The organism is Brevundimonas sp. TWP2-3-4b2, from assembly GCF_049897345.1.
Lineage (GTDB): Bacteria > Pseudomonadota > Alphaproteobacteria > Caulobacterales > Caulobacteraceae > Brevundimonas.
The window spans coordinates 26,005-49,850 of the sequence record NZ_JAFCWB010000005.1 but is presented as its reverse complement, the minus strand read 5'-3'; the positions used below and the strand labels follow the sequence as shown (position 1 = coordinate 49,850).

The window sequence follows — 23,846 nt, the reverse complement described above, 5'->3', positions numbered from 1 at the left end:
GCCTGCTCCGCTAGAGAGACGCGCATGAAACTCTTTCTCGACACAGCCGACGTCGCCGTCATCAGGGACATGGTCCCCACCGGCATGGTGGACGGCGTCACCACCAATCCCTCGCTGATCGCCAAATCCGGTCGCAACATCGCCGAGGTCATCGCCGAGATTTGCGCCCTCGTCGAGGGCCCGATCTCGGCCGAGGCCGTGGCGACCGATTTCGAGACCATGGTGAAGGAGGGCGACAAGCTCGCCGACATTGCCCCGAACGTGGTCGTGAAACTGCCCCTGACCTGGGACGGGCTGCGCGCGGCGCGGGCGTTCGCCGACAAGGGGATCCGGACCAACGTCACCCTGTGCTTCTCGGCAGCCCAGGCCATGCTGGCCGCCAAGGCCGGTGCCACCTTCATCTCGCCCTTCGTCGGCCGGCTGGAAGACCACGGCGCGGACGGCATCGGCCTGCTGGAGGAAATCCGGGTGCTGTACGACGTGCACGGCTTCGACACGCAGATTCTGGCCGCGTCGCTGCGCAATCCGAACCATGTCAGCGCCGCCGCTGTCGCCGGTGCCGACGCCGCGACCCTCCCGGCCGACGTTTTCAAGGCGCTGGTCAAACACCCGTTAACCGACAAGGGGCTTGATGCCTTCCTGGCGGACTGGGGCAAGACGGGCCAGTCCATTCTGTAGATTTGCCTCAAGGAGAGGTTTGTGAGCGTTTCGCCTGACCTCTCGTCCAAGCCGGAAGAGCCGCACTGGCCGGAGATCCGCGCCTGGCTGCAGGCCAACCCCCGGTTCCTGCTGGACGATCGCTCCCTGCTGGAAGAGGTCGGTCTCAAGCCCCACGGCCGCAATGTCGTGGAGTTCGGCCGCGCCGCCCTGACCCGGCTGGAAGAGGTCGCCGAGCGCGAGGCCGACGCCCGCAAGCGTATCGAATCCATCGCCCGCGCCAATTTCGCCGCCCAGACCCAGACCCATGTCGCCGCCCTCGATCTGATGGAGGCGCGCAATCCTTCCGATCTCGCCCGCCGCCTCGATGCGGTGGCGCAGGGGCGGTTCGGTCTCGCCGGTGCCGCCATTGCGCTGGAAAAGCCCGGCGGCGTGCCGTTCGGTTGGCGCGGACTCGAGGCGGGTGGCGTCGACGACCTGCTGGGCGACCACGGCCTGACCTGGCTCGGGCCCAATTTCGACGGCCTGAACCTGTTCGGCGCGAACGAGGCCGAGATGAAGTCCGTCGCCCTGATCCGCATGGCCCCGCAATTCCCCGGTGCCGAGGTCCCGGCGCGCCATGCCCTCTGCGCCTTCGGCTCACCCGAAGAGGACGGCTTCGCCCCGACCATGGGCTGCGAGCTGGTGGCCTTCATCGCCCGGGTGGTGGAACGGACCGCTGAACGATGGCCGATTCTGAGCTGAAAGGGGCCCGGTTGACCGCCGACGAGGCCCTGTCGGCGTGGCTTGAGCACCTGGCGCACGAACGCCGGCTGGCCGCCAATACGCTGGAGGCCTACGGCCGCATCGGCCGACTGTATCTGGCCTTCCTGCAGCGCCATCGCGGGGAACCCCAGCGTCTCGCAGATCTGGGCAGCGTGTCCGCCGCCGAAGTCCGCGCCCATCTGGCCGAGCGGCGCAGCGGCGATCATCCGCTGGCCGCGCGATCGATCAGCCAGACGCTGTCGGCCATCCGCGCCTTCCACGCCTTCCTCGACCGCCGCTGCGCCACGCCGGCCCCGCAGCTGGCCCTCGTCCGCGGGCCACGGATCAAGGCGTCCCTGCCCCGCCCGGTCAGCGAGGACCAGGCACGCGGCCTGATGCAGGAGCCTGAAGCGGACCCGGACAGCCCGCCGTGGGAGGCCGCGCGCGATCGCGCCGTCCTGACCCTGCTCTATGGATGCGGCCTGCGGATTTCGGAGGGCCTGTCCCTGACCCGCGCCGATGCGCCGGTTCCCGAGACCCTGCGCATCACCGGCAAGGGCGGCAAAACCCGGCTGGCTCCGGTTCTGCCGGTCGTGCGGTCGGCCGTGGACGCCTATCTGGCGCTGCAGCCGTTTCCGCTGGCACCGGAGGACGCCCTGTTTCGCGCGCGACGCGGCGGACCGCTGACGCCGCGCCACGTCCAGGCGATGGTCCAGCGCCTTCGGGGCCGGCTGGGCTTGCCCGCCTCGACCACGCCCCACGCGCTGCGCCACAGCTTCGCCACCCACCTGCTGGGTGCCGGAACCGACCTGCGAGCCATCCAGGAACTGCTGGGCCACGCGAGCCTGTCGACCACCCAGAAATACACGGCGGTCGACGCAAGACACCTGCTTGAATCCTACACGGACGCGCACCCACGACGCTGAGGCCGACGGACTGGTCAGGGTCCGTCAGGCAGGCCTACAGTGTATCCCTGTTCGCCGGGGTGGCGGGGCGGAGCGTGAGCGGCATGACAGGTGTGGACCGTCGGGTATTGCTGGCCGGACTGGGTGCGCTCGGCCTCTCCGCCCGGGCCGCCGACGCGCAGGATGCCGGGGGACCGCCGGCCGAAAACCAGCCGATCCAGCTGCTCAGCAACCTGTTCACCCGCGTCGGTGCGGCCGTCTTCATCGACGGGCACGGCCCCTTCACCTTCGTGATCGACACCGGAGCCGGTACGACCTCGATCGCCGACACCCTCGCGGACCGGCTGGGCCTGAGAGCGACGCCACCCGTCCTTGTCCACGGCATTACCGAGGCGAGAATCACGCGCAGCGTGGCGGTCGACCGGTTGCAGCTGGGCGGGCTGGGCTTCCGCGGCCTGACCTGCCCGGTCTTTTCGCGCGATCAGCTGGGGGCGGACGGCCTGATCGGCCTGGACGTGCTGGGTCGCTTCCGGTTGAAGTTCAACGTCGCGCGCCGCTCCGCCAGTCTGAATGTGCCGGGCGTCACCGTCACCATGGGCGGCGACATGGTCACCGGGTCCCGCATGCGCCGCGAAGGCATTCGCTCGATCCGGGGCCGGTTCGGCCAGATGATCATGACTCGAATCACCGTGGACGGTCAGCCGACGTCGGCCTTCATCGACAGTGGTGCCCAGTATTCGATCGGCAATCAGGAACTGCGGCGAGCGATCTCCTCCCGCCGTCGCGACGGCGGCCTGTTGGCCCGCGAAGTGCCGGTCTATGGCGTTACGGGTCAGAGCCTCAGCGCGGACCTGGCCATGGTCGATGATCTCAGGTTCGGCCCCCAGCGGCTCGGGGCCACGCCGATGCTGTTCGCCGACCTGCACTGTTTCGAGACCCTCGGCCTGTCAGGGCGGCCGGCCATGCTGATCGGCGCAGACCTGCTGGGCCGGTTCCGGGAAGTCACCCTGGATTTCCCCGTCAATCTCGTTGCGTTCGGGGGCCTTCGCCGCCAGGCCCCGAACCGTCTCCTCATCCCGGGTGCCTGACGACCGGCCTGATCAGGCCTGCATCGTCCAGCCTTCGACGCCCATGGCCGCCTGTTTGACGGCTTCCGAGCGTGTCGGGTGCGGGTGGCAGACGCGGGCGATGTCTTCCGACGATCCGCCGAACGCCATGGCCACACAGGCCTCGCCGATCATCTCGCCGGCCTGTGGCCCGAGGATGTGAACCCCCAGAATCCGGTCGGTCGCCGCGTCGGCCAGCACCTTCACGAAACCGTCCGTCTCGTGGTTGATCTTGGCGCGGCTGTTGGCGGTGAACGGGAATTTCCCGGCCTTGTAGGCCACGCCCTCGGCCTTGAGCTGGTCCTCGGTCTTGCCGACCCAGGCCACTTCAGGCGCGGTGTAGACCACGCTGGGCACCAGATTGTAGTCGACGTGACCCGCCTTGCCCGCGATCAGCTCGATCACCGCCACGGCGTCCTCCTCGGCCTTGTGCGCCAGCATCGGGCCATAGGTGACGTCGCCCATGACCCAGACGCCCTCGGCGACCTTGAAGTGGTCACTGACCAGGAATCCCCGCTTGTCGACCGCGACCCCGACCGTCTCCAGTCCGAGGCCTTCGGTGTAGGGGCGACGTCCGATGGCGACCAGGACCACGTCACCCTTCATCGTCTCGGCGGCACCGCCCGCTGACGGCTCGACCGTCAGTTCGACGCCGTCCTTGCCGGTCTTCGAAGCCGTCACCTTGGCGCCCAGCCTGAAGGTCATGCCCTGTTTGGTCAGCACGCGCTGGAAGGCGGTCGCCAGGTCCTTGTCCATCCCGGGCGAGATACGGTCGAGATATTCGACCACCGTCACCAGGGCACCCAGTCGGCGCCAGACCGAGCCGAGTTCCAGGCCGATGATGCCGGCCCCGACGACGATCAGATGCTTCGGCACGGCGGACAGCGACAGGGCACCGGTGGAATCCACCACCCGGTCCGCCTCGAAGGCCACACCGGGAAGCGGCGTCGGCTCGGAGCCGGTGGCGATGACGATGTCCTTTGCGGTCAGCAAGGTCTTTGAGCCGTCGGCGGACGTGACCTCGACTTGACCCTTGCCCGCGATGCGGCCGCGGCCCCGGATCCAGTCGACCTTGTTCTTCTTGAACAGGAATTCGATGCCCTTGGTCAGGGCGTTCACGCTGTCCTGCTTCTGGCTCATCATCCGGGCCAGGTTCAGCTTCGGCGCTCCGACCTCGATGCCCAGGGTCGGAAATTCCCGGGTCACCGCCTCGAACAGTTCCGAGGCGTGCAGCAGGGCCTTGGACGGCATACAACCGACGTTCAGGCAGGTCCCGCCGAGGGTCTCGCGCATTTCGATACAGGCGGCCCTGAGCCCCAGCTGGCCGGCGCGGATGGCCGCGTTGTAGCCACCGGGTCCTCCGCCGATGATGACCACGTCATAAGTGCTGGAAGGGGCGGCGTCGGCCATGGCGTATCTCGGGTCTGATCGTGGGCGTGGGAGGGCGCGCGGAACCTGACGGCGCAGACCACCGGGGTCAACCGCAGCGCCGCATATAGGCTCCCGAACGCGCCTTCGACAGGCGTCAGAAATTCAGCTGGCCGGCTGTTCGCTTGCGCCGGACCCGACGGCTGGCGACCGCGACCAGCACGCCCAGAAGGAACAGGGCCCCCAGCACCAGCCAGACCGTGTCGATCGGCAGGCCGTTGATCCCGTCAGGGGCGGCCATGCTTGCAGGGCCGCTGGATCGGGCACCGACGTCCGCCCCGCCCTGCCGGCCCATGGCCAGTCGCAAGACGACATCGGCGGCGAAGCCCAGGAAATAGGCGATGGCCGCGCGGGTATTTCCGGCCCCCAGCATCACAGCGGCGACGACATAGAGACCGACGGCGCCGGCCCAGAGCGCCCAGACCGGCAGAAAGCCGAACAGATCCCCGCCCGCAGAGGCTTCGGCACCGACGCGGGCGGTGGCCACGTCAGGCGCGGCTCCTTCCAGCATGGGTGAGAGGAACGGCCAGGCCAGCCACCCGGCATAGCCGAGCACCACCAGAACCACGATCAGACGCAACGGTTTCATGTCGACCCTCCCGGCCCCCTGTTAACCTTTACACCGGTCCGGGGAATTGACGAAAGAGAACCGGCTTCAGGCCGCGCTGGGCAGGGTGATCGAGACTTCCGCACCTTCGCCCGGCGCGCTGTCGATCGACAGGACTCCCCCCGACTGGCGCGAAAAGGCATAGGCCTGCGACAGGCCGAGACCCGCCGCGCCCTCGCGCGTGGTGAAGAAGGGCTCGACCGCGCGCGCGGCCAGATCGCGGTCCATGCCCGGACCACTGTCGCGGACGCTGAGCCGCACGCCGCCCTCAAGCATGGTCTCCAGCCGCACGGCGATCGAGCCCTGGCCGGCGACGGCCTCGACGGCATTCCGCGTCAGGCCGCTGACCGCGCCTTCAAAGGCGACGGGATCCAGCCGGACCAGCGCCTCGACGGTCGGTCCCTCGATCATCAGATCCACGCCCGGTCCGGCGAGCGCCCTCAGCCGGGTCTCCATGCCGCGCAGAAGTACTGCGGCGTCGAGAACGCGCAGCACGGGCTCGTCATCGCCCTGCGAGAAGGCGGTCAGGCGGCGCGTCAGCAACTCGCCCCTCTGGCCGGCAGCCAGCGCGGCCTGGCCGATGCGGCGGACACGCGCCGGATCGTCAGCCTGGCGCAACATCATGTCGAGCGCCCCGGTCATGACACCCAGCAGGGCGTTGAAGTCGTGCGCGAGCCCACCGGTCAGGCGGCCGACATTTTCCATCCGGCGACCGCCTTGGAGCTGGAGCTCGGCGTCCTGCTCGGCCTTTGACGCCGCGGCGCGGGCGCCCTGCGCCTCGTCCCGGGCGGCGGCGGCGGCGGCCAGGGCTTCGTCGGCCTGCGTTCGCGCGGCCTCGGCCGCCTCGCGCAAGGCGGCCAGTTCAGCGGACACGTCCGGCGTCGGCACGGACTCGAGCGCAGGGACGTCGCCGCGATCCACAGTGTCCGGGTTCGGTGATGTATCGGCGCGTTCGCCGGCCAGCAGCAGGGCATCGACCACACCGTCAGCGTCACTCAGCGGCAGGATCGACCAGCGAACACCGTCCGCAGCGCCCTGTCGGGACAGGATCGGCTCGGCCTCGCCTGCCGGCGCGGACACGGCGGCCCTCAGGGCCTGCCGACCTTCAAGCCGGTCGCGCTCGTCCAGAAACAGATCGGCGAAGTCGCCATCCGCCTCGGTCCGGCCCAGCAGAAGCAGGGCGGTGCGATTGGTGTCACGCACCCGTCCGTCCAGACCGATGACGACCAGGGCGCTGGAGGCGGCGTCGAACACCCGCCGGGCCAGGCCGTCGGACGCCACGGCGGGCACGGGAGCGGCCTCGATCATCACGACTTCCGGCGTCTGCAGGCCTTCGCTCTCGACGATGGCGGCGGTCGAGCCGGTGATCTGGCCGACCTCATTCTCGATCGGCATCGCCGTCACCGAGACCAGCATCTTGCGACGCGAGGTGGGATTGGCCAGCAGGTGCTGGAAGCCCTTGACCGTCTGCCCCCGCAGCGCCCGTGCCGTGGGCAGGAGATCGGGCGGCACCGGCCGACCGTCCGGGAAGGTGATGCCCCAGGTCGCCGAATGGAAGCGCAAGCCGATTAGCTCGGCGTCCTTGCGTCCCAGCAACTGGTGTGCGGCGCGATTGGCGAAGACGAATTTGCCCTGTTTGTCGGTCTCGACCAGGGCCACAGGAATGGCGTTCAGCGTCTCGAACAGACGCTTCTGGGAATCGTCGGCCATGCGCTGGATCAGATCCAGCTGATCCGACGTGCTGACATGCTCCGTGCTCTTTCGGAGGGCGAAAAAGATCGCGACCAGAGCCAGGACCCAGCCGACGGCCGCGGCGGCACCCCATACCCACATCCAGTTGACCTGGCCTTCGAGAAACATGCGACCCGACTGTCCCGTTCTGGCGCCTGTGCGCCGGTTCGGGAGACACCTTGCAAATGGCGAACCGTATCGGCCCGCTTTCGCCCCCAAGGCGACCTAGCCGGGCTTGGCCACAGCGTCCAGCGTCACTGTACCGAAGCGGGACAGCCGCTGACGAAAAAAGGGCCGGGCGTCGCCGCCCGGCCCTTTCATTTGCGGCCCTCGAGGGCCCGCCTGGATCAGAAGGTGAAGCGGACGCCGCCGGCGTAACGGCTGCCGAAACGTTCCCACTCGATCGTGTAGGCGCTGTCGCGCACGTAGCGACGCCCCGCCTCGTTCAGCAGGTTCGAGCCGTCGAAATAGAGCTCGATGTTGTCGTTGATGGCGTAACGCGCCGAGAAATCCAGCTCGTCGTCGGTCGCCCAGTAGAAATTCCCGCCGTCTGCGGCCGGGCCAAAGGCGTCGATCCATTCGCTGCGATACTGGTAGTTCAGGCGCATCGACAGCCCGTATTTCTCGTAATAGGCCCCCACATTGTAGACGATGTCCGATGTGCCGGGCAGGGCGATCTTGGAGCCGTCCGGCGCGGTCGCCTCGCTTTCATTCAGGGTCACATTGGCCGACAGGCCGAACCCGCCCATCCAGCCCGGCAGGCCGAACTTCCCGGTGAAGGGCTCCAGCTGCTGCTGAACGGTGGCCTCGAGACCATAGATGTAGCCGTCGCCGCCGTTGGTGATCGTGCTCAGGGTATAGGCCGACCGGTCAATGCCGCCGCTGTCCAGAACATCGAGGCCGAACGGGCGCACGTCGTCGAACAGCACGTCCTCGACCTTCTTGTAGAAGGCACCCAGCGACACGAAGCCCTGCGGCTGGACATACCATTCGAAATAGGTGTCGACGCCATAGGCGCGTTCCGGCTTGGCTTCGGGGTTGCCGCCCGAGACGGTCAGGTTGGTGTCGCTGAAGGTGAAGTTCGGACGCAGCTGGTCATAGTCCGGACGCGCCGCGCCGCTGTTGAACGACAGCCGCAGCTTCATGTCTTCGTTCAGATTGTAGTTGATGTGCAGGCTGGGGAAGACCAGCGTCTCGTCGCTCTCGACCTCGATCAGGGTGCTGACACCGCTCAGGTTCACATAGGCCTGGCCGGTGTTCTTGACCTGCTCGATACGTACGCCGCCGTTGACGCTGCCCCAGTCATAGGCGACGCGGCCCATGGCATAGGCCGCCATGACCTGTTCCTCGACGTTGTAATAGTTCCCGCGGATCGGGACGAAGGGCGCGATCTGCGCGGCCAGACGTACATTGTTCCGCATCGAGAGGATGTCGAAATAGCGGAAGCTGTAGCCGAGCGGGATTTCGCCGGCGAACGGGCGGTTGCTCGACACCGGCAGGAAGGTGGTCGAGATTCCCGCGGCCGTAAACTGGGCGGAGGTGTTGAGGACCCGTTCGTTCTCGACGGCCTCCTTGGTGCGCTGGTCGAACTGACCGCCGACGGTGAGGCGAGCATCGCCGCCGAACATCGGCAGTTCGCGTCGCACGTTGAATTTTCCGGTGTAGGCCTCGGTCGTGTCGACCGCGTCAAGCGACCGCAGCGAGCTCAGCGGGCGGCTGAAGCTGTCAATGTTCGTAACCGGCGTACCGGCGCTGAAGGTGCCCGCCGCCGAGGTGGTGGTGAACAGGCTCACACGGGCCAGCTGCGGATTGGTGAAGTCATAGACCACGGTCGGGCGCAGGGTTCGCGTCGAGGGGCTGTCGTAACGCGCCTCACCGACGACCGAGCGATCGTCGATGGCACGGGTGAAGTTCAGCCGCCAGTCGAACGACCAGCCGTCGTTGAAGCCGTGGTCGCCGCCCAGGGTGGTGGTGAAGATCGACTGCTCGAAGGCCCGCAGCGTGGCGCGCTGGTTGATGTCGATGCCGTAGACCGTGCCGGACAGCGGGGTGTTGCCGATGCAGACGTCGGCATAGCCGGTGTTGGTCGGCGCAGGGTTGTTCGCGACGGTGCACACCGGCGTGGCCGGGCGCGTCAGGTCGGCCTGGCGGTCGTCCAGGTCGAAGATGTAGTTGTCGCGCGCCTCATCGTCCGTGAAAGTCGTGAAAATGGTCTCGAGGAACAGACGGTTGTCGTCGTTCGGGGCCCAGTCGATCCGGCCCGAACCCGAGTAGTTGCGGCGGGTCAGACGATACAGTTTGTTCTCGGTCTCGCGACCCCAGATACGGTCGGCGGCGCCCGGCTGAAGGTCCTGGGCGACCGGCTCGAAGTCGGTCTCGAAATTGTCGGTGATCATGTCGCGGTCATAGTAGCTGCCGGACACCAGCAGGCCGAACTCGCCCGCCGAGTCGGAGGCGAATCGGTCCGACATCACCAGCTGTGCCTCGAACTCGTTGCGGCTGCCCAGGTCGCTCTCGCCGCCACCGATCTTGCCCGCGCCGCGGAAGCCCGGATAGTCAAAGGCCGAGCGGGTGCGGATGTCGACGTTGCCCGCGACGGTCTCGCCGGTCATGTCGGCGGTAACGGCCTTCTGGACCACGATCTGCGACGCGATGGCCGACGGAAGGCTGTCATAGCGCGTGTCCCGGCCTTCCGGGCTGACGACCGAAATGCCGTTGATCGACAGGGTCGTCCAGTTGATCGGCGCGCCGCGCAGGCTGAGGTAGCGGGCCTGGCCCTGGTCGCGCTGAACGGCGACACCGGGCAGACGTCCGGCGGCCTGGGCGATGTTCTGGTCCGGCAGGCGACCGACCGAGTCGGACGCAGCGACCGACACCAGGGCGTCGGAGTTACGCTGGGTGCGCAGGGCGGCCGCCTCGGACTCGGCGATCGGTCGCCGACCGACCACCACGACCTCGTCGATCTCGGTGACCGTTTGCGGCGCGGTCTGGGCAAAGGCCGGAACGGCGAAGGTCAGCGGTGCCAGAGCAGCACCGAGCAAGAGTCCGAGTTTCATGACAGGCATCCCGAGGGTCCGATCGGCCCCCCGGCCGCCGGTTCTGGGCGCTGCTGCTAAGCTGGCGGGGCGACGCCCTCAAGACTGTTCGGAGAAGACAATTCGTCGGTTCCCGAACAACGATATGACAGAATCTCAGAGGACGGATCGCTTTTTGCGCGGTCGACACGGACCCGTCATGAACGGCTGGTTGACCCGTCCGCTCCGGTATGGTCAGGCGACGAATTCATTCGCGGGGGCGTCATGAACATCCGGACCTTGGCGGCGACGGCCGCGGCTTCACTGCTGTCAGCCTGCGCTGTCATGGAAGTCGACTTCCAAGGCGAGGGCGAAGGCTTCGTCGGTCCCGGCGTCCCGGTTCGCGCCGCGCTGGAAACCCCCTCGGTCGGCACAGCCGGACAGGACGCCGCCGACGACCCCGCCATCTGGACCTCCGCCGCGCCCGTCATCTTCAAGGGCACGACTGTCCCGGGCTTCGTCGCGGGCACGGACAAGAAGTCGGGTCTGTATATTTACGGCCTCGACGGGACGATCCTGCAGTTCCTGCCCGAGGGCCTGCTCAACAATGTCGACACCCAGGAAGGCCTGAATGTCGGCGGGCGGCCGCAGGTGGTGCTGGGGGCCAGCGACCGGACGCCGGGCAAGACGGGCGTCGCCCTGTTCCTGTTCGACCCGAGGGCAACCGGCGACAACGGCGTACGGCCCTGGGGGACCATCGCGACCGACGTGGTCGAGCCCTATGGCTTCTGCTTCGCCCGGCGGGGTGCCGAGATTCACGCCATTCTGGTGGGGCACGAGGGCGAGGTGCGCCAGTTCGTCCTGACCGCCGACGCCGCGGGCCAGCCGGCCGCGCGTGAGGTGCGCCGGTTCGACATCGGCACGATCTCGGAAGGTTGCGCCGCCGACGAGGCCACGGACGCGCTTTATCTGGCCGAGGAAAATGTGGGCGTGTGGCGTTACGGGCTTGATCCCGCCGCCGGGTCCGGGCGCGTTCTGGTTCAGGGGGTCGCCCGCGACCTTCTGGTCGCCGACGCAGAAGGCCTGAGCATCATCGCCGACGGCGCGGCCCGCTATCTGATCGGCTCCAGCCAGGGCGACTCGGCCTTCCCGGTCTGGCGCATCGACGGAGCAGCGCCCGTCTATGTCGGCCGCTTTGTGGTCGCGGAGGGGACGGTAGACAAGGTCACCGGAACCGATGGTCTGGCGGCGCTCGGCGGGCCGGTCGGAGCCTTTCCCGAGGGACTGGTCGTGGTCCAGGACGACGTCAACGACGTCGGCACCCAGAACTTCAAATTCATCGACTGGCGCGACATCCGGACGGCACTGGGGCTGCAGGCAGGCCCGGATCGGCCCTAGGGTCGGCTACCGACCCCAACCCTGGCACACTCACGCGGCCCGGGCGGAATTGAAAAAGGCCCGGTCTCGTGACCGGGCCTCTTCAAGTCGACTGGAGCGGGCGAAGAGATTCGAACTCTCGACCCCAACCTTGGCAAGGTTGTGCTCTACCACTGAGCTACGCCCGCACTTCAGTCGGAGGCGGGCGTATACCGAGCGGCCCGGTCCCTCGCAAGTCCCTAAACCCGGAATTCGGCGTTCAGGCAGCGAGCAACCGCATTGCGAGCGTCAACGCCTGCGCGCAGCGCACCCGCGCGTCAGCGCGGCGCCAAACGAATAGCGCCGTCGAGGCGGATGCATTCGCCGTTGATATAGACGTTGCGCACCAGCTCCAGCACCAACGAGGCATAGTCGGCGGGCGTGCCGAGACGGCTGGGGAAGGGAATGGCGGCCGCCAGGGCGTCCTGGATCTTCTGGTCCATGCCGGCCATCATCGGCGTCCACATGATGCCGGGCAGGATGGTGTTGCAGCGGATGCCCTCCTGGGCCAGATCGCGGGCCACCGGCAGGGTCATGGCGTAGACCCCGCCCTTGGAGGCCGAATAGGCCGCCTGGCCGATCTGGCCGTCCTGGGCCGCCACCGAGGCGGTGTTGACGATCAGGCCGCGCTCGCCGTCGGCCATGGGCTCCAGCGTCACCATCCCGGCTGCCGATTGCGACAGCACGCGGAAGGTGCCGAACAGATTGACCCGCACGGTGCGCTCGAAGGCGGCCATGTCGTGGGCGCGGATCTCGCCGGTGTCCTTCTTGCGGGACACCGTCTTCTGGCCCGTGGCGATGCCGGCGCAGTTGACGGTCAGCCGCTCCTGCCCGTGGGCCGCGCGGGCCTTGGCGAATCCGGCTGCTACCGAGGCGTCGTCGGTCACGTCGACCAGACAGAAGACCCCGCCAATCTCTTCCGCGATGGCCTCGCCCTTTTCGGCATTCATGTCGAACAGGGCGACCTTCGCGCCGGTCGCGGCGATGGCGCGCGCCGTCCCCTCGCCCAGACCCGAGGCTCCGCCCGTCACCACCGCCGCAATCGCACTGTCGAGTTTCATGGCCTTAGCCCCTATGTTGTGTGAACCTTGAGATTGCCGCGGGGTTTAGCCGCCATGTCCGCCAAAGCCAAACCTGTCACGCCCGACGAGGCCATTGACCCGTCACGCGCCCTCGTACCCTCGGTCCAGCGGGTCAATGAGGTGCATGTCCAGAAGGGATTCTGGCCCAAGATCCGGCGCACCGCCTCGCGCATTCCCTTCGCCGGACAGGTGCTCTCGGTATGGTACGCCGCCCGCGATCCCGAGACGCCGACGGCGGCCAAGGGGATCATGGTCGGGGCACTGGCCTATTTCGTCCTGCCGTTCGACGCCATTCCCGACATCTTCGCCGGCATCGGCTTCACCGACGACGCGGCCGTCATCGCGGCCCTGATCGCGACCCTGGGGGCCAACATCAAGCGCCGGCACAAGGATCAGGCCTCGGCGGCACTCGAGCGGCTGCGAGACGACTGATCAGCGGGGCCGTCTCAGTGGCGGCACCGGCAGCAACATGCCGACCTTGGCGCGATAGTCGCGATAGCGGTCGCCGAAGACCGTGATCAGGTCATGCTCCTCCAGCTGGATCGCAATCAGCACATAGGCGGTCGTGACGATGGCGAAGAACAGCCGCCCCTGGCTCATCGTCGGGGCCGCGAAGAAGGTGATGATGAAGCCCAGATACAGCGGATGGCGCACGACCCGGTAGAAGAGCGGGGTGCAGAAGTCCGAAGGCGGTATCTCGCGCCGCCGGCGGTAGGCCCAGACCTGCCGCAGGCCGAACAGGTCGAAATGGTTGATCAGGAAGGTCGACAGCAGGACCGTCGCCCAGCCGAACCAGAACAGGGCCCACAGGGCGGTCGTCGCCGGACCGGCCGGAACGCTCCAGACCACCTCGGGCATGGGCCGCCACTGCGACATGAGCAGCAGCAGCGCGAGACTGGCCGCAAGGACATAGGTCGACCGCTCGACCGGCGGCGGCACGACGCGCGTCCACCAGTCCTTGAAGGCCGGCCGCGCCATCACGCTGTGCTGGGCCGCGAACACGCCCAGCAGCAGAGTGTTCACGAAAAGCGCTGCGCCGAGCGGTCCCGTCGGCCCGGAGTCGATCGTCTTGGCCACCGCAAACCCACCGACGAAGGCCGTCGACCAGAGGAAGGTGACGAAGAAGACCGCATAGGCGAAAACGCCATAGATGACTGCCAGCCAGCGCATGCCGTCCCCCAGGGCCGATGCCGGGGATCACGTCCCTCCGCATCATCCACGATAACATCGTTACGCCATCAGCACCAAGGCGACAGGCGGCCCGACCTCAGGTGTCGATCGTCACCACGACCTTGCCCATCACAGCCCGGTCGCCCAGCGCCTGGATGGCCTCATGGGCGCGTTCCAGGGGGTAGGTGCGGCTGACGCGCGGGCGGATCTTGCCGTCCTCCCAGAATCGCAGAAGGTCGGCCATGTTGGCAGCGTGGGCGGCTGGATCGCGCATCACCGCCGCACCCCAGAAGACCCCGATCACCGACACCGACTTGAGCAGGGTCAGGTTCAGCGGCAGCGACGGAATACCCGCCGGGAAGCCGACCACCAGATAACGGCCGTTCCAGTCCATGGCCCGCAGGGCGGGCTCGCAATAGTCGCCACCGACCGCGTCATAGACCACATCCGGCCCGTCGCGGCCCGAGGCCAGCTTCAGCTCGCCCGACAGTTCCTTCTGCGCCGCCTTGTCCATCTTGCCCGACGGATAGATCAGGCCGTTGTCGGCCCCGGCGTCGAGGGCGAACTGGACCTTGTCGTTGGTCGAGGCGGCGGCGATGACGTGGGCGCCCATGGCCTTGCCCAGCTCGACGGCCGCCACGCCCACGCCACCCGCGGCACCCAGCACCAGCAGGCTCTCGCCCGCCTTCAACTGGGCCCGGTCCTTCAGGGCATACCAGGAGGTGCCATAGGTCATCACCAGGGCGGCGGCGGTGTTGAAATCCATGGCGTCGGGAATCTTCATCACCGAGACGGCGGGCACCGCCAGCCGCTCGACCATGCCACCCCAGCCGGGCACGGCGATGACCCGGTCGCCCTTGCGGACGCTGGTCACGCCCTCGCCGATGGCCTCGACCACGCCCGCCACCTCACCGCCGGGCGAGAAGGGGCGGGTCGGCTTGAACTGGTATTTGTCCTCGATGATCAGGGTGTCAGGGAAGTTGACCCCGATCGCGCGCACATCGATGACCACCTCGCCCTTCATCGGCCGGGGGTCCAGGACCTCCTCGACGACCAGGGTTTCGGGACCGCCGGGGGCCTTGGACAGGACTGCGCGCATCGGACAGTCTTCTTTCTCAGAAGGGGCGAGCAAGAGTGGTATCGTGGATCCAGCCGGTGATCGACAGGCGGGCTCCACGGGCGAACGGGGCGACGAAACCGACCGAATGCGGCTGAGGGACCCGGAAGATATTCAGGGCATTGAAGGCGGGCGCATAGGCCTCGGCCACATGCCCGTCCGCGTCGATGAAGTTCAGCAGGCCGCCCCAGTCCGCGCGCCACCGGGGCGTGAGATTCAGGACGTAGGCGTAGAGCCGTCCGTACTTCGGATTCAGGTCATCGTGTTGTGTGAGGTAGTGGCCGGGCAGGTAGCGCGTCGCCTGTGCGTCGACAAGGGCGGGCCGGGCGTCTGCCGTCAGCTTGCGGACAAAATCGAGGAAGGCGTCGCCCCGCAGGAAATCCAGCAACGGTGCATAGGCTTCCAGCGCCTGTGCCCGGGTCGTCTCGGGTCCGATCAGCCGGATCGTGTCATACATATAGTGGAAGCCCTCCGCCGCCTCGGCGTGGGCGTGGGAGACGAACTCGGCGTAAGCCTCCGCTGGCAGGGCCTCAAGCATTTCGACCGGGACATCCACGACCGTGCCGCCGCCCATCGTCGAGCAAACCCACTGGGTGTCGGTTGCGAGGACGTCGTGCAGCTGCCGGGCCGACGCTTCTGTCAAGAAACCGGGAATATGCAGCCGGCCGAAATTTTTGAACGCTGAGGTCAGAGCGCGCGGATCCAGCGTCGGATCGATCTTGATCGTGTCCTTCAACATTCCGGATATGGCCGCCCCCAAAGATCCCCCGGCACGCCTTGCGCCGATGACAGATCCAACGCTAACCAGCAGCCGCACCCGAGGAAACCCCCATGATCGCCCCCGCTCTTATTCTTCACGGCGGCGCCGGCGCTCGACGCGAGCGCAACTACGACCGCGAGATCGCCCATATGCGCGAGGTCGTCGAGGCCATGAAGGCCCGGCTGAACGCGGGCGCGAGCGCGCTGGACGTGGTCGTCGAGACCCTGGTCCTGCTGGAGGACTCCGGCCTCTATGTCGCCGGGCGCGGGGCCTCGCCCAATCTGGCCGGAGCCTATGAGCTGGACGCCAGCCTGATGGACGGGTCGACGCGCAAGGCCGGGGCCGTCGCGGCCCTGCAGGGCTTCCGCAACCCCGTGGTCGCCGCCCGCGCGGTCATGGACCGTACGCCCCACGTCATGCTGGCCGGCGAGGGCGCGGCCCTGTTCGCCCTCGACCAGGGGCTGGAAATGATCGGCGACGAGGCCGCCTGGTTCACCCAGGCCGGCCAGGGCGAGGACAACCACCCGCCCGGCACCCTGGCGCACGGCACCGTCGGCTGCTGCGTGCTGGACCGGGACGGGCGGCTGGCCGCGGGTACCTCGACGGCGGGCGTGTTCGGCAAGATGCCGGGTCGCGTCGGCGACACCCCCATCCCCGGCGCCGGCAGCTGGGCGGATGGCCGCGTCGCCGTCTCGGGCACAGGCCAGGGCGAGTATTTCATCCGCGTCGCCGCCTGCGCCCAGGTCAGCTGGCGGGTCGGCGCGGGACAATCGCTGGCCGAGGCCGGACGCGCCGTGATCGACGAGATCGGCGAGATGGGCGGCGACGGCGGCCTGATCGCCCTCGACCACGAGGGCAACATCACCGCGCCGTTCAACAGCCAGGGCATGAAGCGCGCCTGGCTGACCCCCGACGGCGAGATCGGGGTCGAGGTTTTCAGACCCTGACGGCGAAAAAACCGGGTCTGAATCGTCTGAATCGTCTGAAATCGGGTCGCTGAGGTCATCAGCCGACACAGTGGCAGACGCCTGCGTCAGTTCCGGTCGCGGGCCGTATGACGCGTTCGACCTTACTGCGATTTAACGGGTAAACGAACGAGGTTCTCTCTAATCCCTCCCGCTCGAAAGGGAAACGCCCGATGAAGAGCCTGATCGCCACCGCGGCATTCGCCGTCCTGTCCGCCACAGCCGCCTGCGCCCCCGTCGTGCAGGGTGGGGCCCCGCTGGCCCTGCCGATCGGCCTGCAGGAAACCGCCCAGATCGGCAGCGTCACCCTGTCGACCGGCTGGCTGAACGCCGAGGATGATTTCGCCGAGACCTTTTCGGCCGAAGTCCGGGAGGAACTGGGCCGCTGCATGTGGGGCACGGCACCGATCAATCTGCGCGTCCACATCGACGCGATGCAGCGCGCCGGCCGGGTCCAGACCCTGCTGACCGGCGAGGGCACCCACACCCTGTCCGGAACGGTCGAGTTCGTCGATCCGACCCACGACAACCGCGTCGTCGGCCGCTTCCCCGTCTCGGTGGCGACCAGCGCCCAGGGCCGCCTCGGCGGTGTCCTCGGCGACCGCCAGATGATGGTCTCCGAAGCCTTCGGCCGCACCGTCTGCGAACAGGCCTTCGGCCGCAATCCGCGGGACCGCGGGCCGCATAACGCGACGGCGGGCTGAGACGAACGCGGCCATCGTCTCCTTGTCGATTCGCCAGACAATCGAACTCAGACGGTCGTGGAGCATTCCGACCGTCGAGGAGAACAACGCCATGGCCGCTCGCCCCACCTGGCAGGGACATCTGAAATTGTCCCTGGTCACCTGTCCTGTAGCCCTGTTCACCGCGACCTCCAGCGCGGGTGACGTCCGGTTTCACCTGGTCAATCCCGAAACCAACAACCGCATCCGCATGGTGCCGACCGATCCGGACACCGGGCCGGTAGAGCGCAGCGAACTGGTGCGCGGCTACGAGGTCTCCAAGGACGAATACGTCCTGTTCGACGAGGCCGACTTCGACCGCGTCAAGCTCGAGAGCACCCGGGTCATCTCCATCGACAAATTCGTCGACGAGAGCGAGATCGACCGCCTCTATTGGGAAGACCCCTTCTATGTGGTGCCGGAGAAGGGGGCCGGGGTCGAAGCCTTCGCCGTCATTCGCGACGCCATGAAAAAGCAGGGCAAGGTGGCTCTCGGCTGCCTCGTACTGCGCGGCAAGGAGCGTCAGCTGGCGCTGGAAGTGCGCGGCAAGGGTCTGATCGCCTGGACCCTGCGCGCCCATGACGAGGTCCGCGACGCCGCCGATTATTTCGACGACATCCCGACGGTGAAGGCCGACGCCGACATGGTCGAGATCGCCGCCCGCATCATCAGCCAGAAGCAGTCCGATTTCGAGCCGGCGGACTTCAAGGACCGATACGACGACGCCCTCCGCGAGATGATCGCGGCGAAGACGAAGGGGGGCAAGGGTACTGTCGGGGTCGCCGAGCCGGACGACACCAATGTGATAGACCTCATGGCCGCGTTGAAAAGCAGTCTGAAAGGCTCTGCGAACCCGACACTGAAAAAGGCTCCGGCGAAGAAGCCGGCCGCGAAGAAGAAATCAGCCGCCTGAGTCTCAGGCTACGCCCATCACCTTCAGCGCGGGCCTGAGACTGACCTCTGCCGCCCTGAAATCCTTCCACGGATCCGGCTTCGTCAGCAGCGCCTCATAGGTCCACAGATTGAAGGCCGACGGATCGAGCCCCGCCTTCACCTGCCCCCACGACAGGGGCAGGGCAATGCCGGCCCCCGGCCGTGCCCGCGGGGACCACGGGGCCACCGCCGTCGCCATCCGGCCATTGCGCAGATAGTCGAGGAAGATCTTCCCGCCCCGCGCCTTTTTGGCCAGCGTCGGCGTGAACCGGTCCGGTGCCTCGATCCGAAGGGCCTCTGACACCGCCCTGGCGAAGGCCTTGTTCTGGTCCCAGGTGACCCGGCTGCGGGCGTCCGCCCGGATCGGAACCACGACGTGCAGGCCCTTGCCCCCCGTGGTCTTGACGAAGGGCACCAGGCCCAGACTCTCGAGCTTCGTCTTCACCGTTTTTGCGGCGGCGATCACGTCACCAAAGTCGAGGCCCTCGTCAGGATCGAGGTCGAAGGTGATCTGGTCAGGCACTTCGGGGTCCCCGGGCTTGCAGCCCCAGGGGTGCAGCTCCAGTCCGCCCGACTGGCCGATCGCGACCAGACCGCCCACGTCCATCGCCGCGACATAGGGCGTGCGCGCCTTCACATCGATCAGCTTCAGCCGGGGGTTCGAACCCGCCATCGCGTGGCGCTGGAAGAAGGTCTCGCCGCCGATGCCCTCCGGCGCGCGAATGATCGACGTCGGCCGATCCCGCACGTGCGGCAGGATCCGCTCCGCCGCCGCCTCATAGTAGCGGGCAAGGTCGGCCTTGGTCAGCGCCGGGCGGCCGTCTCGGGCCGGCCAGAGAATCTTGTCGGGGCTGGAGATCGTCACGCCCGCGACCACGACCTTGCCCGGCTTCGAGGGAGCCTTGACGCTGGTGGTCGATTTCGTCCCGGCAGGGGCCTGCGGTGCCTCGGTCACCTCGGCGGCGGTCTTGTCCTCGCGCAGGCCCTTGAAGGCGGCGTGACGCAGGGACCCGGCCTCGGTGTAGCCGCCGTGCTCGATCTCGGCGACGAGGACGGGTTTGAGCCAGTGGATGTCCGCCGCCGCCTTGGGCGCGCCCGCGCCGGCGAAGGGGCTGCTATCCGCCGCCACGGCCTTGAGGGCCGGGGTCAGGGTCTTCGTCACCAACGCGCCGTAGCCCGTGCCGACCCGACCCAGATAGCGGAGGCCGCCCTTTTCGCGGACCCCGACCAGCAGCGAGCGGAACCGCGTGCCGCCCTCTGACGACCAGCCGCCGATGACGACTTCATCCCGACCCCGGCATTTCGACTTCACCCAGCTGGACGAGCGCCCCGCGTGGTAGGGCGCGTCCAGTTTCTTGGAGATCACGCCCTCAAGGTCCATCCGGCAGGCGCTTTCCAGCACGGCCTGACCGGTCGAGCCGAAATGCTCGACGTAGCGCAACCGCTTCACCTTCGCCGGGCCGACGCGATCGACATAGGCCTGCAGTCGCGCCTTGCGGTGCGACAGCGGCAGTTTGCGCAGGTCCTCGGCCCCCTCGAACAGCAGGTCAAAGGCGAAATAGATGAGGTCACCGGTCCGACCGTCCGTGATGGCCGACTGCAGCGCCGAAAAGTCCGGCATGTGATCGGCGTCGAGGGCGCACAGCTCTCCGTCCAGCACGGCATCCGGCCAGGTCGCGGCGTCGCCGGCCAGCTCGGGAAACCGGTCGCTCCAGTCCAGCCCCTTGCGCGTCCTCAGCACCGCCTTGCCGCCGCCGACGCCGATCTGGAGGCGATAGCCGTCGAATTTGATCTCATGCGCCCAACCCGCCGCGCCGGGTGGATGATCCGCCACCTTGCACAGCTGGATCGGGATGAAGGCAGGCGCGCGGGTCGTCTTGCTGGCGGCGGCTTTCGACGGTTTGGGTTTGGCCGGTGTCTTGCGGCCGGTCGGCTTCGATGACGTCCATTGCGTCTTGCCCTCCGCGATCTCGGCCAGCGATCGTCCGGTCGTCACCGAGGCGTCGATCTCGGCCAGGGCGTCGCCTTCGCCCGGGACCGCGTGGTCGTCCTTCTCCTTGATCAGCAGCCAGTTGCTGCGAAGTTTGCCGCTCTCTTGGGGCTTGCCACGATCCGACTTCAGCCGCACCAGGGCCCAGCCGCCCTTGAGCCGCTCGCCGTCGAGCAACATCTTGACCGAGCCCCTGGCGAAGTCGGCTTCCAGCGTCTCGGGGTGCTGTGGCGTCCATCTGCCCTCGTCCCACATCTGGACCGTGCCCGCGCCGTAGTTGCCCGCCGGAATCGTGCCCTCAAAGCCCCCGTAGTCCATCGGGTGGTCCTCGACCGCCACGGCCAGTCGCTTGACCGCTGGATCGCGCGACGGGGCCTTGGTCACCGCCCAGGACTTGAGCACGCCGTCGTGCTCGATACGGAAGTCGTAGTGCAGCCGCGTCGCCGCGTGCCGCTGGATCAGATATCGCAACGGAGCCGTGCCCTTGCGGGTGGCCCGCGTCCCCTTCGGCTCGGGCGTCTCGTCGAACCGCCGCTTGGCCTGGTAGGTTTTCAACTCCCCGCGCATGGCCAAGCTAATGCGTCCGTCGACAAACCGTTGCACGGCGGATGGACCGCCAAATCGCCATGAGAAAGGGCCGGCGGATCGCTCCGCCGGCCCTCTTCCGGTCTGGTCTGAAGCGCGTGTGCGCCGCCCGGGGCGCTATTCCGCCGCGACGGCTTCCGGGCCACGCGCCAGGTTGCGCAGGACGTAGGGCATGACCCCGCCGGCCTTGAAGTAGTCCAGCTCGGTCTGGTTATCGATGCGGCAGCGGACCGGGAAGCGGGCCATCTTGCCGTCCGACGGGCGGAACAGCTCGACCCACAGGTCCTGACGCGGGCGCAGCTTGCCGACATTGACGTCGGACAGGCCGCGGATGGTGACGATCTCTTCCCCGGTCAGGCCCAGGCGGGTCCAGCCGTCGGCCTTGAACTGCAGCGGCACAACGCCCATTCCGACCAGGTTGGAGCGGTGGATCCGCTCATAGCTCTCGGCCAGCACGGCGCGGACGCCCAGCAGGCGGGTGCCCTTGGCGGCCCAGTCACGCGACGAGCCGGTGCCGTATTCCTTGCCCGCGAACACGACCAGCGGCCGGCCCTCGGACTGGTAGCGCATGGCGGCGTCGTAGATGGACATCGTGTCCTGCGACGGGAAATGCTTGGTCACCCCACCCTCGATGTCGGGGGTGATCCTGTTGCGGATGCGGATGTTGGCGAAGGTGCCGCGCATCATGACTTCGTGGTGGCCACGGCGCGCGCCGTAGCTGTTGAAGTCCAGGGCGTCGACGCCGCGGTTTGTCAGATAGGCGCCCGCCGGCGAGGTCTTCTTGATCGAACCGGCCGGGCTGATGTGGTCGGTGGTGATCGAGTCGCCGAAGATGGCCAGAACGCGGGCCTCGACGATGTCGACGACCGGCGTCGGCTCCATCGACAGACCCTCGAAATAGGGCGGGTTGGCGACATAGGTCGAGGCGTCGTCCCAGGCGTAGGTCTGACCGCCCTCGACCTTGATGCCCTGCCAGTGCTTGTCGCCCTTGAAGACGTCGGCATAGCGTTTGGCAAACATGGCCGGGGTGACGCATTTCTTCTGGATGTCGGCGATCTCTTTCGAGGTCGGCCAGACGTCCTTCAGGAAGACGTCCTTGCCCTTCTTGTCCTGACCGATCGGATCCTTCGAGATGTCGATCCGCATGGACCCGGCCAGGGCATAGGCCACGACCAGCGGCGGCGAGGCCAGATAGTTGGCCTGGACGTCGGGGTTCACCCGGCCCTCGAAATTGCGGTTGCCCGACAGTACCGAGGTGGCGACCAGACCGTTGTCGTTGATGGCCTTTGAGATGCTGTCCGACAGCGGGCCCGAGTTGCCGATGCAGGTGGTGCAGCCGTAGCCGACCAGGTTGAAGCCCATGGCGTCGAGGTCAGCCTGCAGGCCGGCGGCGGTCAGATAGTCGGTGACCACCTGCGAGCCGGGGGCCAGCGAGGTCTTGACCCACGGCTTGACCGACAGGCCCAGCTTCTTCGCCTTGCGCGCCACCAGACCGGCGGCGATCAGGACAGACGGGTTGGAGGTGTTGGTGCAGGAGGTGATGGCGGCGATGACCACATCGCCGTCGCCGAGGTCGAATTTCTCACCCTCGACCGGGACGCGCGGAGCGTCGGTCGGGCGGCTGAAGACCTCGCCCAGCGCCGTTTCGAACGACGGGGCGGCGACGGTCAGCTCGACCTTGTCCTGCGGACGCTTCGGACCGGCCAGCGACGGCACGACCGTGCCCATGTCCAGTTCCAGCACGTCGGTGAAGACCGGGTCTTCCGAGGTCTCGTCGATCCACAGGCCCTGGGCCTTGGCATAGGCCTCGACCAGGGCGACGCGCGCCTTGTCGCGGCCCGTGGCGGTCAGATAGGCGATGGTGGCGGCCGAGACGGGGAAGAAGCCGCAGGTGGCGCCGTATTCCGGAGCCATGTTGGCGATGGTGGCCTGATCCTCGATGGTCAGGGCGGTCACGCCGGGGCCGAAGAATTCGACGAATTTGCCGACCACGCCCTTCTTGCGCAGCATCTGGGTGACGGTCAGCACCAGGTCGGTGGCCGTCGTGCCCTCGGACATGGCACCGGTCAGTCTGAAGCCGATGACTTCCGGGATCAGCATCGGGATGGGCTGGCCCAGCATGGCCGCCTCGGCCTCGATGCCGCCGACGCCCCAGCCCAGAACGGCCAGGCCGTTGATCATGGTGGTGTGGCTGTCGGTACCGACGACGGTGTCGGGATAGGCGACGGTCTTCTTGCCCTCTTCCAGCGTCCAGACGGTCTGGGCCAGATTCTCGAGGTTCACCTGGTGGCAGATGCCGGTGCCGGGGGGCACGACGCGGAAATTGTTGAAGGCCGAAGACCCCCAGCGCAGGAAATTGTAGCGCTCGATGTTGCGCTCATATTCGCGCTCGACGTTCTGGTTGAAGGCACCGGGCGTGCCGAAATGGTCGACCATGACCGAGTGGTCGATGACCAGGTCGACGGGCACCAGCGGATTGATCTTCGTCGCGTCGGCACCGAGAGCGCTCATGGCGTCGCGCATGGCGGCCAGGTCGACCACGGCGGGGACGCCGGTGAAGTCCTGCATCAGGACGCGGGCCGGACGGAAGGCGATCTCGTGCTCGACGGCACCCTTGTTGTCGATCCAGGCGGCGACGGCGCGCAGGTCGGCTTCGGTGACGGAAACCCCGTCCTCGTTGCGCAACAGGTTCTCGAGCAGCACCTTCATCGAGCGCGGCAGGCGGGAAATCCCGGCCAGACCGGCTTCCTCGGCGGCGGGAAGGCTGTAGAAGGCGTATTTCTTGCGCCCGACGGAAAGGTCCTGACGGGTCTTGAGGCTGTCGTTCGACGGCATGGAGAGGCTTCCTCTGGTCAACGCCGCCCGACAATCCGGTTGCACGTTCGCGCGGTCGACGGCGGGGCGCACAGGTCCC

Annotated in this window: 19 protein-coding genes and 1 tRNA gene; 9 read left to right on the top strand and 11 right to left on the bottom strand. The window is 67.6% G+C overall.

The genetic code is table 11. The features are described from left to right. The first annotated feature begins 24 nt into the window (after positions 1 to 24). The 4 genes from fsa to ACP7AS_RS11230 all read left to right on the top strand — a co-directional run bounded on the left by fsa (position 25) and on the right by ACP7AS_RS11230 (position 3,394). Complete coding sequence (gene fsa / locus ACP7AS_RS11245; protein ID WP_426028957.1) at positions 25 to 678, top strand: fructose-6-phosphate aldolase; 654 nt, start codon at positions 25 to 27, stop codon at positions 676 to 678. 21 nt (positions 679 to 699) lie between these two features. Continuing rightward, positions 700 to 1,401 carry a DUF484 family protein gene (locus tag ACP7AS_RS11240; protein WP_426028956.1) on the top strand — a complete coding sequence of 234 codons (702 nt, stop codon included), beginning with the start codon at positions 700 to 702 and terminating at the stop codon, positions 1,399 to 1,401. Then, a complete protein-coding gene (locus ACP7AS_RS11235; protein ID WP_426028955.1) occupies positions 1,383 to 2,327 on the top strand; it encodes a tyrosine recombinase XerC in 945 nt (314 codons plus the stop codon). Before ACP7AS_RS11240 ends, ACP7AS_RS11235 begins: the two co-directional genes overlap by 19 nt. Positions 2,328 to 2,410: 83 nt before the next feature. Next, complete coding sequence (locus ACP7AS_RS11230; RefSeq protein WP_426029038.1) at positions 2,411 to 3,394, top strand: retroviral-like aspartic protease family protein; 984 nt, start codon at positions 2,411 to 2,413, stop codon at positions 3,392 to 3,394. A gap of 12 nt (positions 3,395 to 3,406) precedes the next feature. On the opposite strand, the gene lpdA is transcribed toward ACP7AS_RS11230, so the two are convergent. From lpdA to ACP7AS_RS11210, 4 genes are all read right to left on the bottom strand, one after another. Beyond that, positions 3,407 to 4,822 carry a dihydrolipoyl dehydrogenase gene (gene lpdA, locus ACP7AS_RS11225; RefSeq protein WP_426028954.1) on the bottom strand — a complete coding sequence of 472 codons (1,416 nt, stop codon included), beginning with the start codon at positions 4,820 to 4,822 and terminating at the stop codon, positions 3,407 to 3,409. A 115-nt stretch (positions 4,823 to 4,937) separates the two neighbouring features. Next, on the bottom strand, positions 4,938 to 5,429 hold the full coding sequence (locus tag ACP7AS_RS11220) for a hypothetical protein (RefSeq protein WP_426028953.1): 492 nt from the start codon (positions 5,427 to 5,429) through the stop codon (positions 4,938 to 4,940). 66 nt (positions 5,430 to 5,495) lie between these two features. Beyond that, positions 5,496 to 7,307: an ATP-binding protein gene (locus tag ACP7AS_RS11215; RefSeq protein WP_426028952.1), complete on the bottom strand. Its 1,812-nt coding sequence runs from the start codon at positions 7,305 to 7,307 to the stop codon at positions 5,496 to 5,498. A gap of 218 nt (positions 7,308 to 7,525) precedes the next feature. Next, positions 7,526 to 10,234 (bottom strand): TonB-dependent receptor, encoded by a 2,709-nt coding sequence (locus ACP7AS_RS11210; RefSeq protein WP_426028951.1) that lies wholly within the window; start codon positions 10,232 to 10,234, stop codon positions 7,526 to 7,528. A 243-nt stretch (positions 10,235 to 10,477) separates the two neighbouring features. On the opposite strand from ACP7AS_RS11210, the gene ACP7AS_RS11205 reads away from it, so the two are divergent. Continuing rightward, on the top strand, positions 10,478 to 11,590 hold the full coding sequence (locus ACP7AS_RS11205; protein ID WP_426028950.1) for a phytase: 1,113 nt from the start codon (positions 10,478 to 10,480) through the stop codon (positions 11,588 to 11,590). Positions 11,591 to 11,682: 92 nt separating this feature from the next. Here ACP7AS_RS11205 and ACP7AS_RS11200 read toward each other — a convergent pair. Then, positions 11,683 to 11,757 (bottom strand) — tRNA-Gly (locus ACP7AS_RS11200). A 129-nt stretch (positions 11,758 to 11,886) separates the two neighbouring features. After that, a complete protein-coding gene (locus ACP7AS_RS11195) occupies positions 11,887 to 12,669 on the bottom strand; it encodes an SDR family NAD(P)-dependent oxidoreductase (protein ID WP_426028949.1) in 783 nt (260 codons plus the stop codon). A gap of 54 nt (positions 12,670 to 12,723) precedes the next feature. Between ACP7AS_RS11195 and ACP7AS_RS11190 the strand changes: the two genes are divergently transcribed. Continuing rightward, positions 12,724 to 13,122, top strand: coding sequence for a YkvA family protein (locus ACP7AS_RS11190; RefSeq protein WP_426028948.1), 399 nt, complete (start codon positions 12,724 to 12,726; stop codon positions 13,120 to 13,122). On the opposite strand, the gene mddA is transcribed toward ACP7AS_RS11190, so the two are convergent. The 3 genes from mddA to ACP7AS_RS11175 form a co-directional block, all read right to left on the bottom strand. Then, on the bottom strand, positions 13,123 to 13,860 hold the full coding sequence (gene mddA, locus ACP7AS_RS11185) for a methanethiol S-methyltransferase (protein WP_426028947.1): 738 nt from the start codon (positions 13,858 to 13,860) through the stop codon (positions 13,123 to 13,125). A gap of 97 nt (positions 13,861 to 13,957) precedes the next feature. Further along, the gene (locus ACP7AS_RS11180; RefSeq protein ID WP_426028946.1) at positions 13,958 to 14,959 is read right to left on the bottom strand and encodes an NADPH:quinone oxidoreductase family protein; all 1,002 of its coding nucleotides are present in this window, start codon (positions 14,957 to 14,959) and stop codon (positions 13,958 to 13,960) included. Between the two features lie 16 nt (positions 14,960 to 14,975). Further along, positions 14,976 to 15,620, bottom strand: coding sequence for a 2OG-Fe(II) oxygenase family protein (locus tag ACP7AS_RS11175; protein ID WP_426028945.1), 645 nt, complete (start codon positions 15,618 to 15,620; stop codon positions 14,976 to 14,978). Between the two features lie 188 nt (positions 15,621 to 15,808). Between ACP7AS_RS11175 and ACP7AS_RS11170 the strand changes: the two genes are divergently transcribed. From ACP7AS_RS11170 to ACP7AS_RS11160, 3 genes are all read left to right on the top strand, one after another. Further along, positions 15,809 to 16,684, top strand: coding sequence for an isoaspartyl peptidase/L-asparaginase family protein (locus tag ACP7AS_RS11170; RefSeq protein ID WP_426028944.1), 876 nt, complete (start codon positions 15,809 to 15,811; stop codon positions 16,682 to 16,684). Positions 16,685 to 16,875: 191 nt separating this feature from the next. Further along, positions 16,876 to 17,406 (top strand): hypothetical protein, encoded by a 531-nt coding sequence (locus ACP7AS_RS11165; protein WP_426028943.1) that lies wholly within the window; start codon positions 16,876 to 16,878, stop codon positions 17,404 to 17,406. 91 nt (positions 17,407 to 17,497) lie between these two features. After that, the gene (locus ACP7AS_RS11160) at positions 17,498 to 18,337 is read left to right on the top strand and encodes a Ku protein (protein WP_426028942.1); all 840 of its coding nucleotides are present in this window, start codon (positions 17,498 to 17,500) and stop codon (positions 18,335 to 18,337) included. A gap of 3 nt (positions 18,338 to 18,340) precedes the next feature. On the opposite strand, the gene ligD is transcribed toward ACP7AS_RS11160, so the two are convergent. Both ligD and acnA read right to left on the bottom strand, forming a co-directional pair. Beyond that, positions 18,341 to 20,914, bottom strand: coding sequence for a DNA ligase D (gene ligD / locus ACP7AS_RS11155; RefSeq protein WP_426029037.1), 2,574 nt, complete (start codon positions 20,912 to 20,914; stop codon positions 18,341 to 18,343). A gap of 135 nt (positions 20,915 to 21,049) precedes the next feature. Then, positions 21,050 to 23,767 carry an aconitate hydratase AcnA gene (gene acnA, locus ACP7AS_RS11150; RefSeq protein ID WP_426028941.1) on the bottom strand — a complete coding sequence of 906 codons (2,718 nt, stop codon included), beginning with the start codon at positions 23,765 to 23,767 and terminating at the stop codon, positions 21,050 to 21,052. Between the last annotated feature and the right edge of the window lie 79 nt (positions 23,768 to 23,846).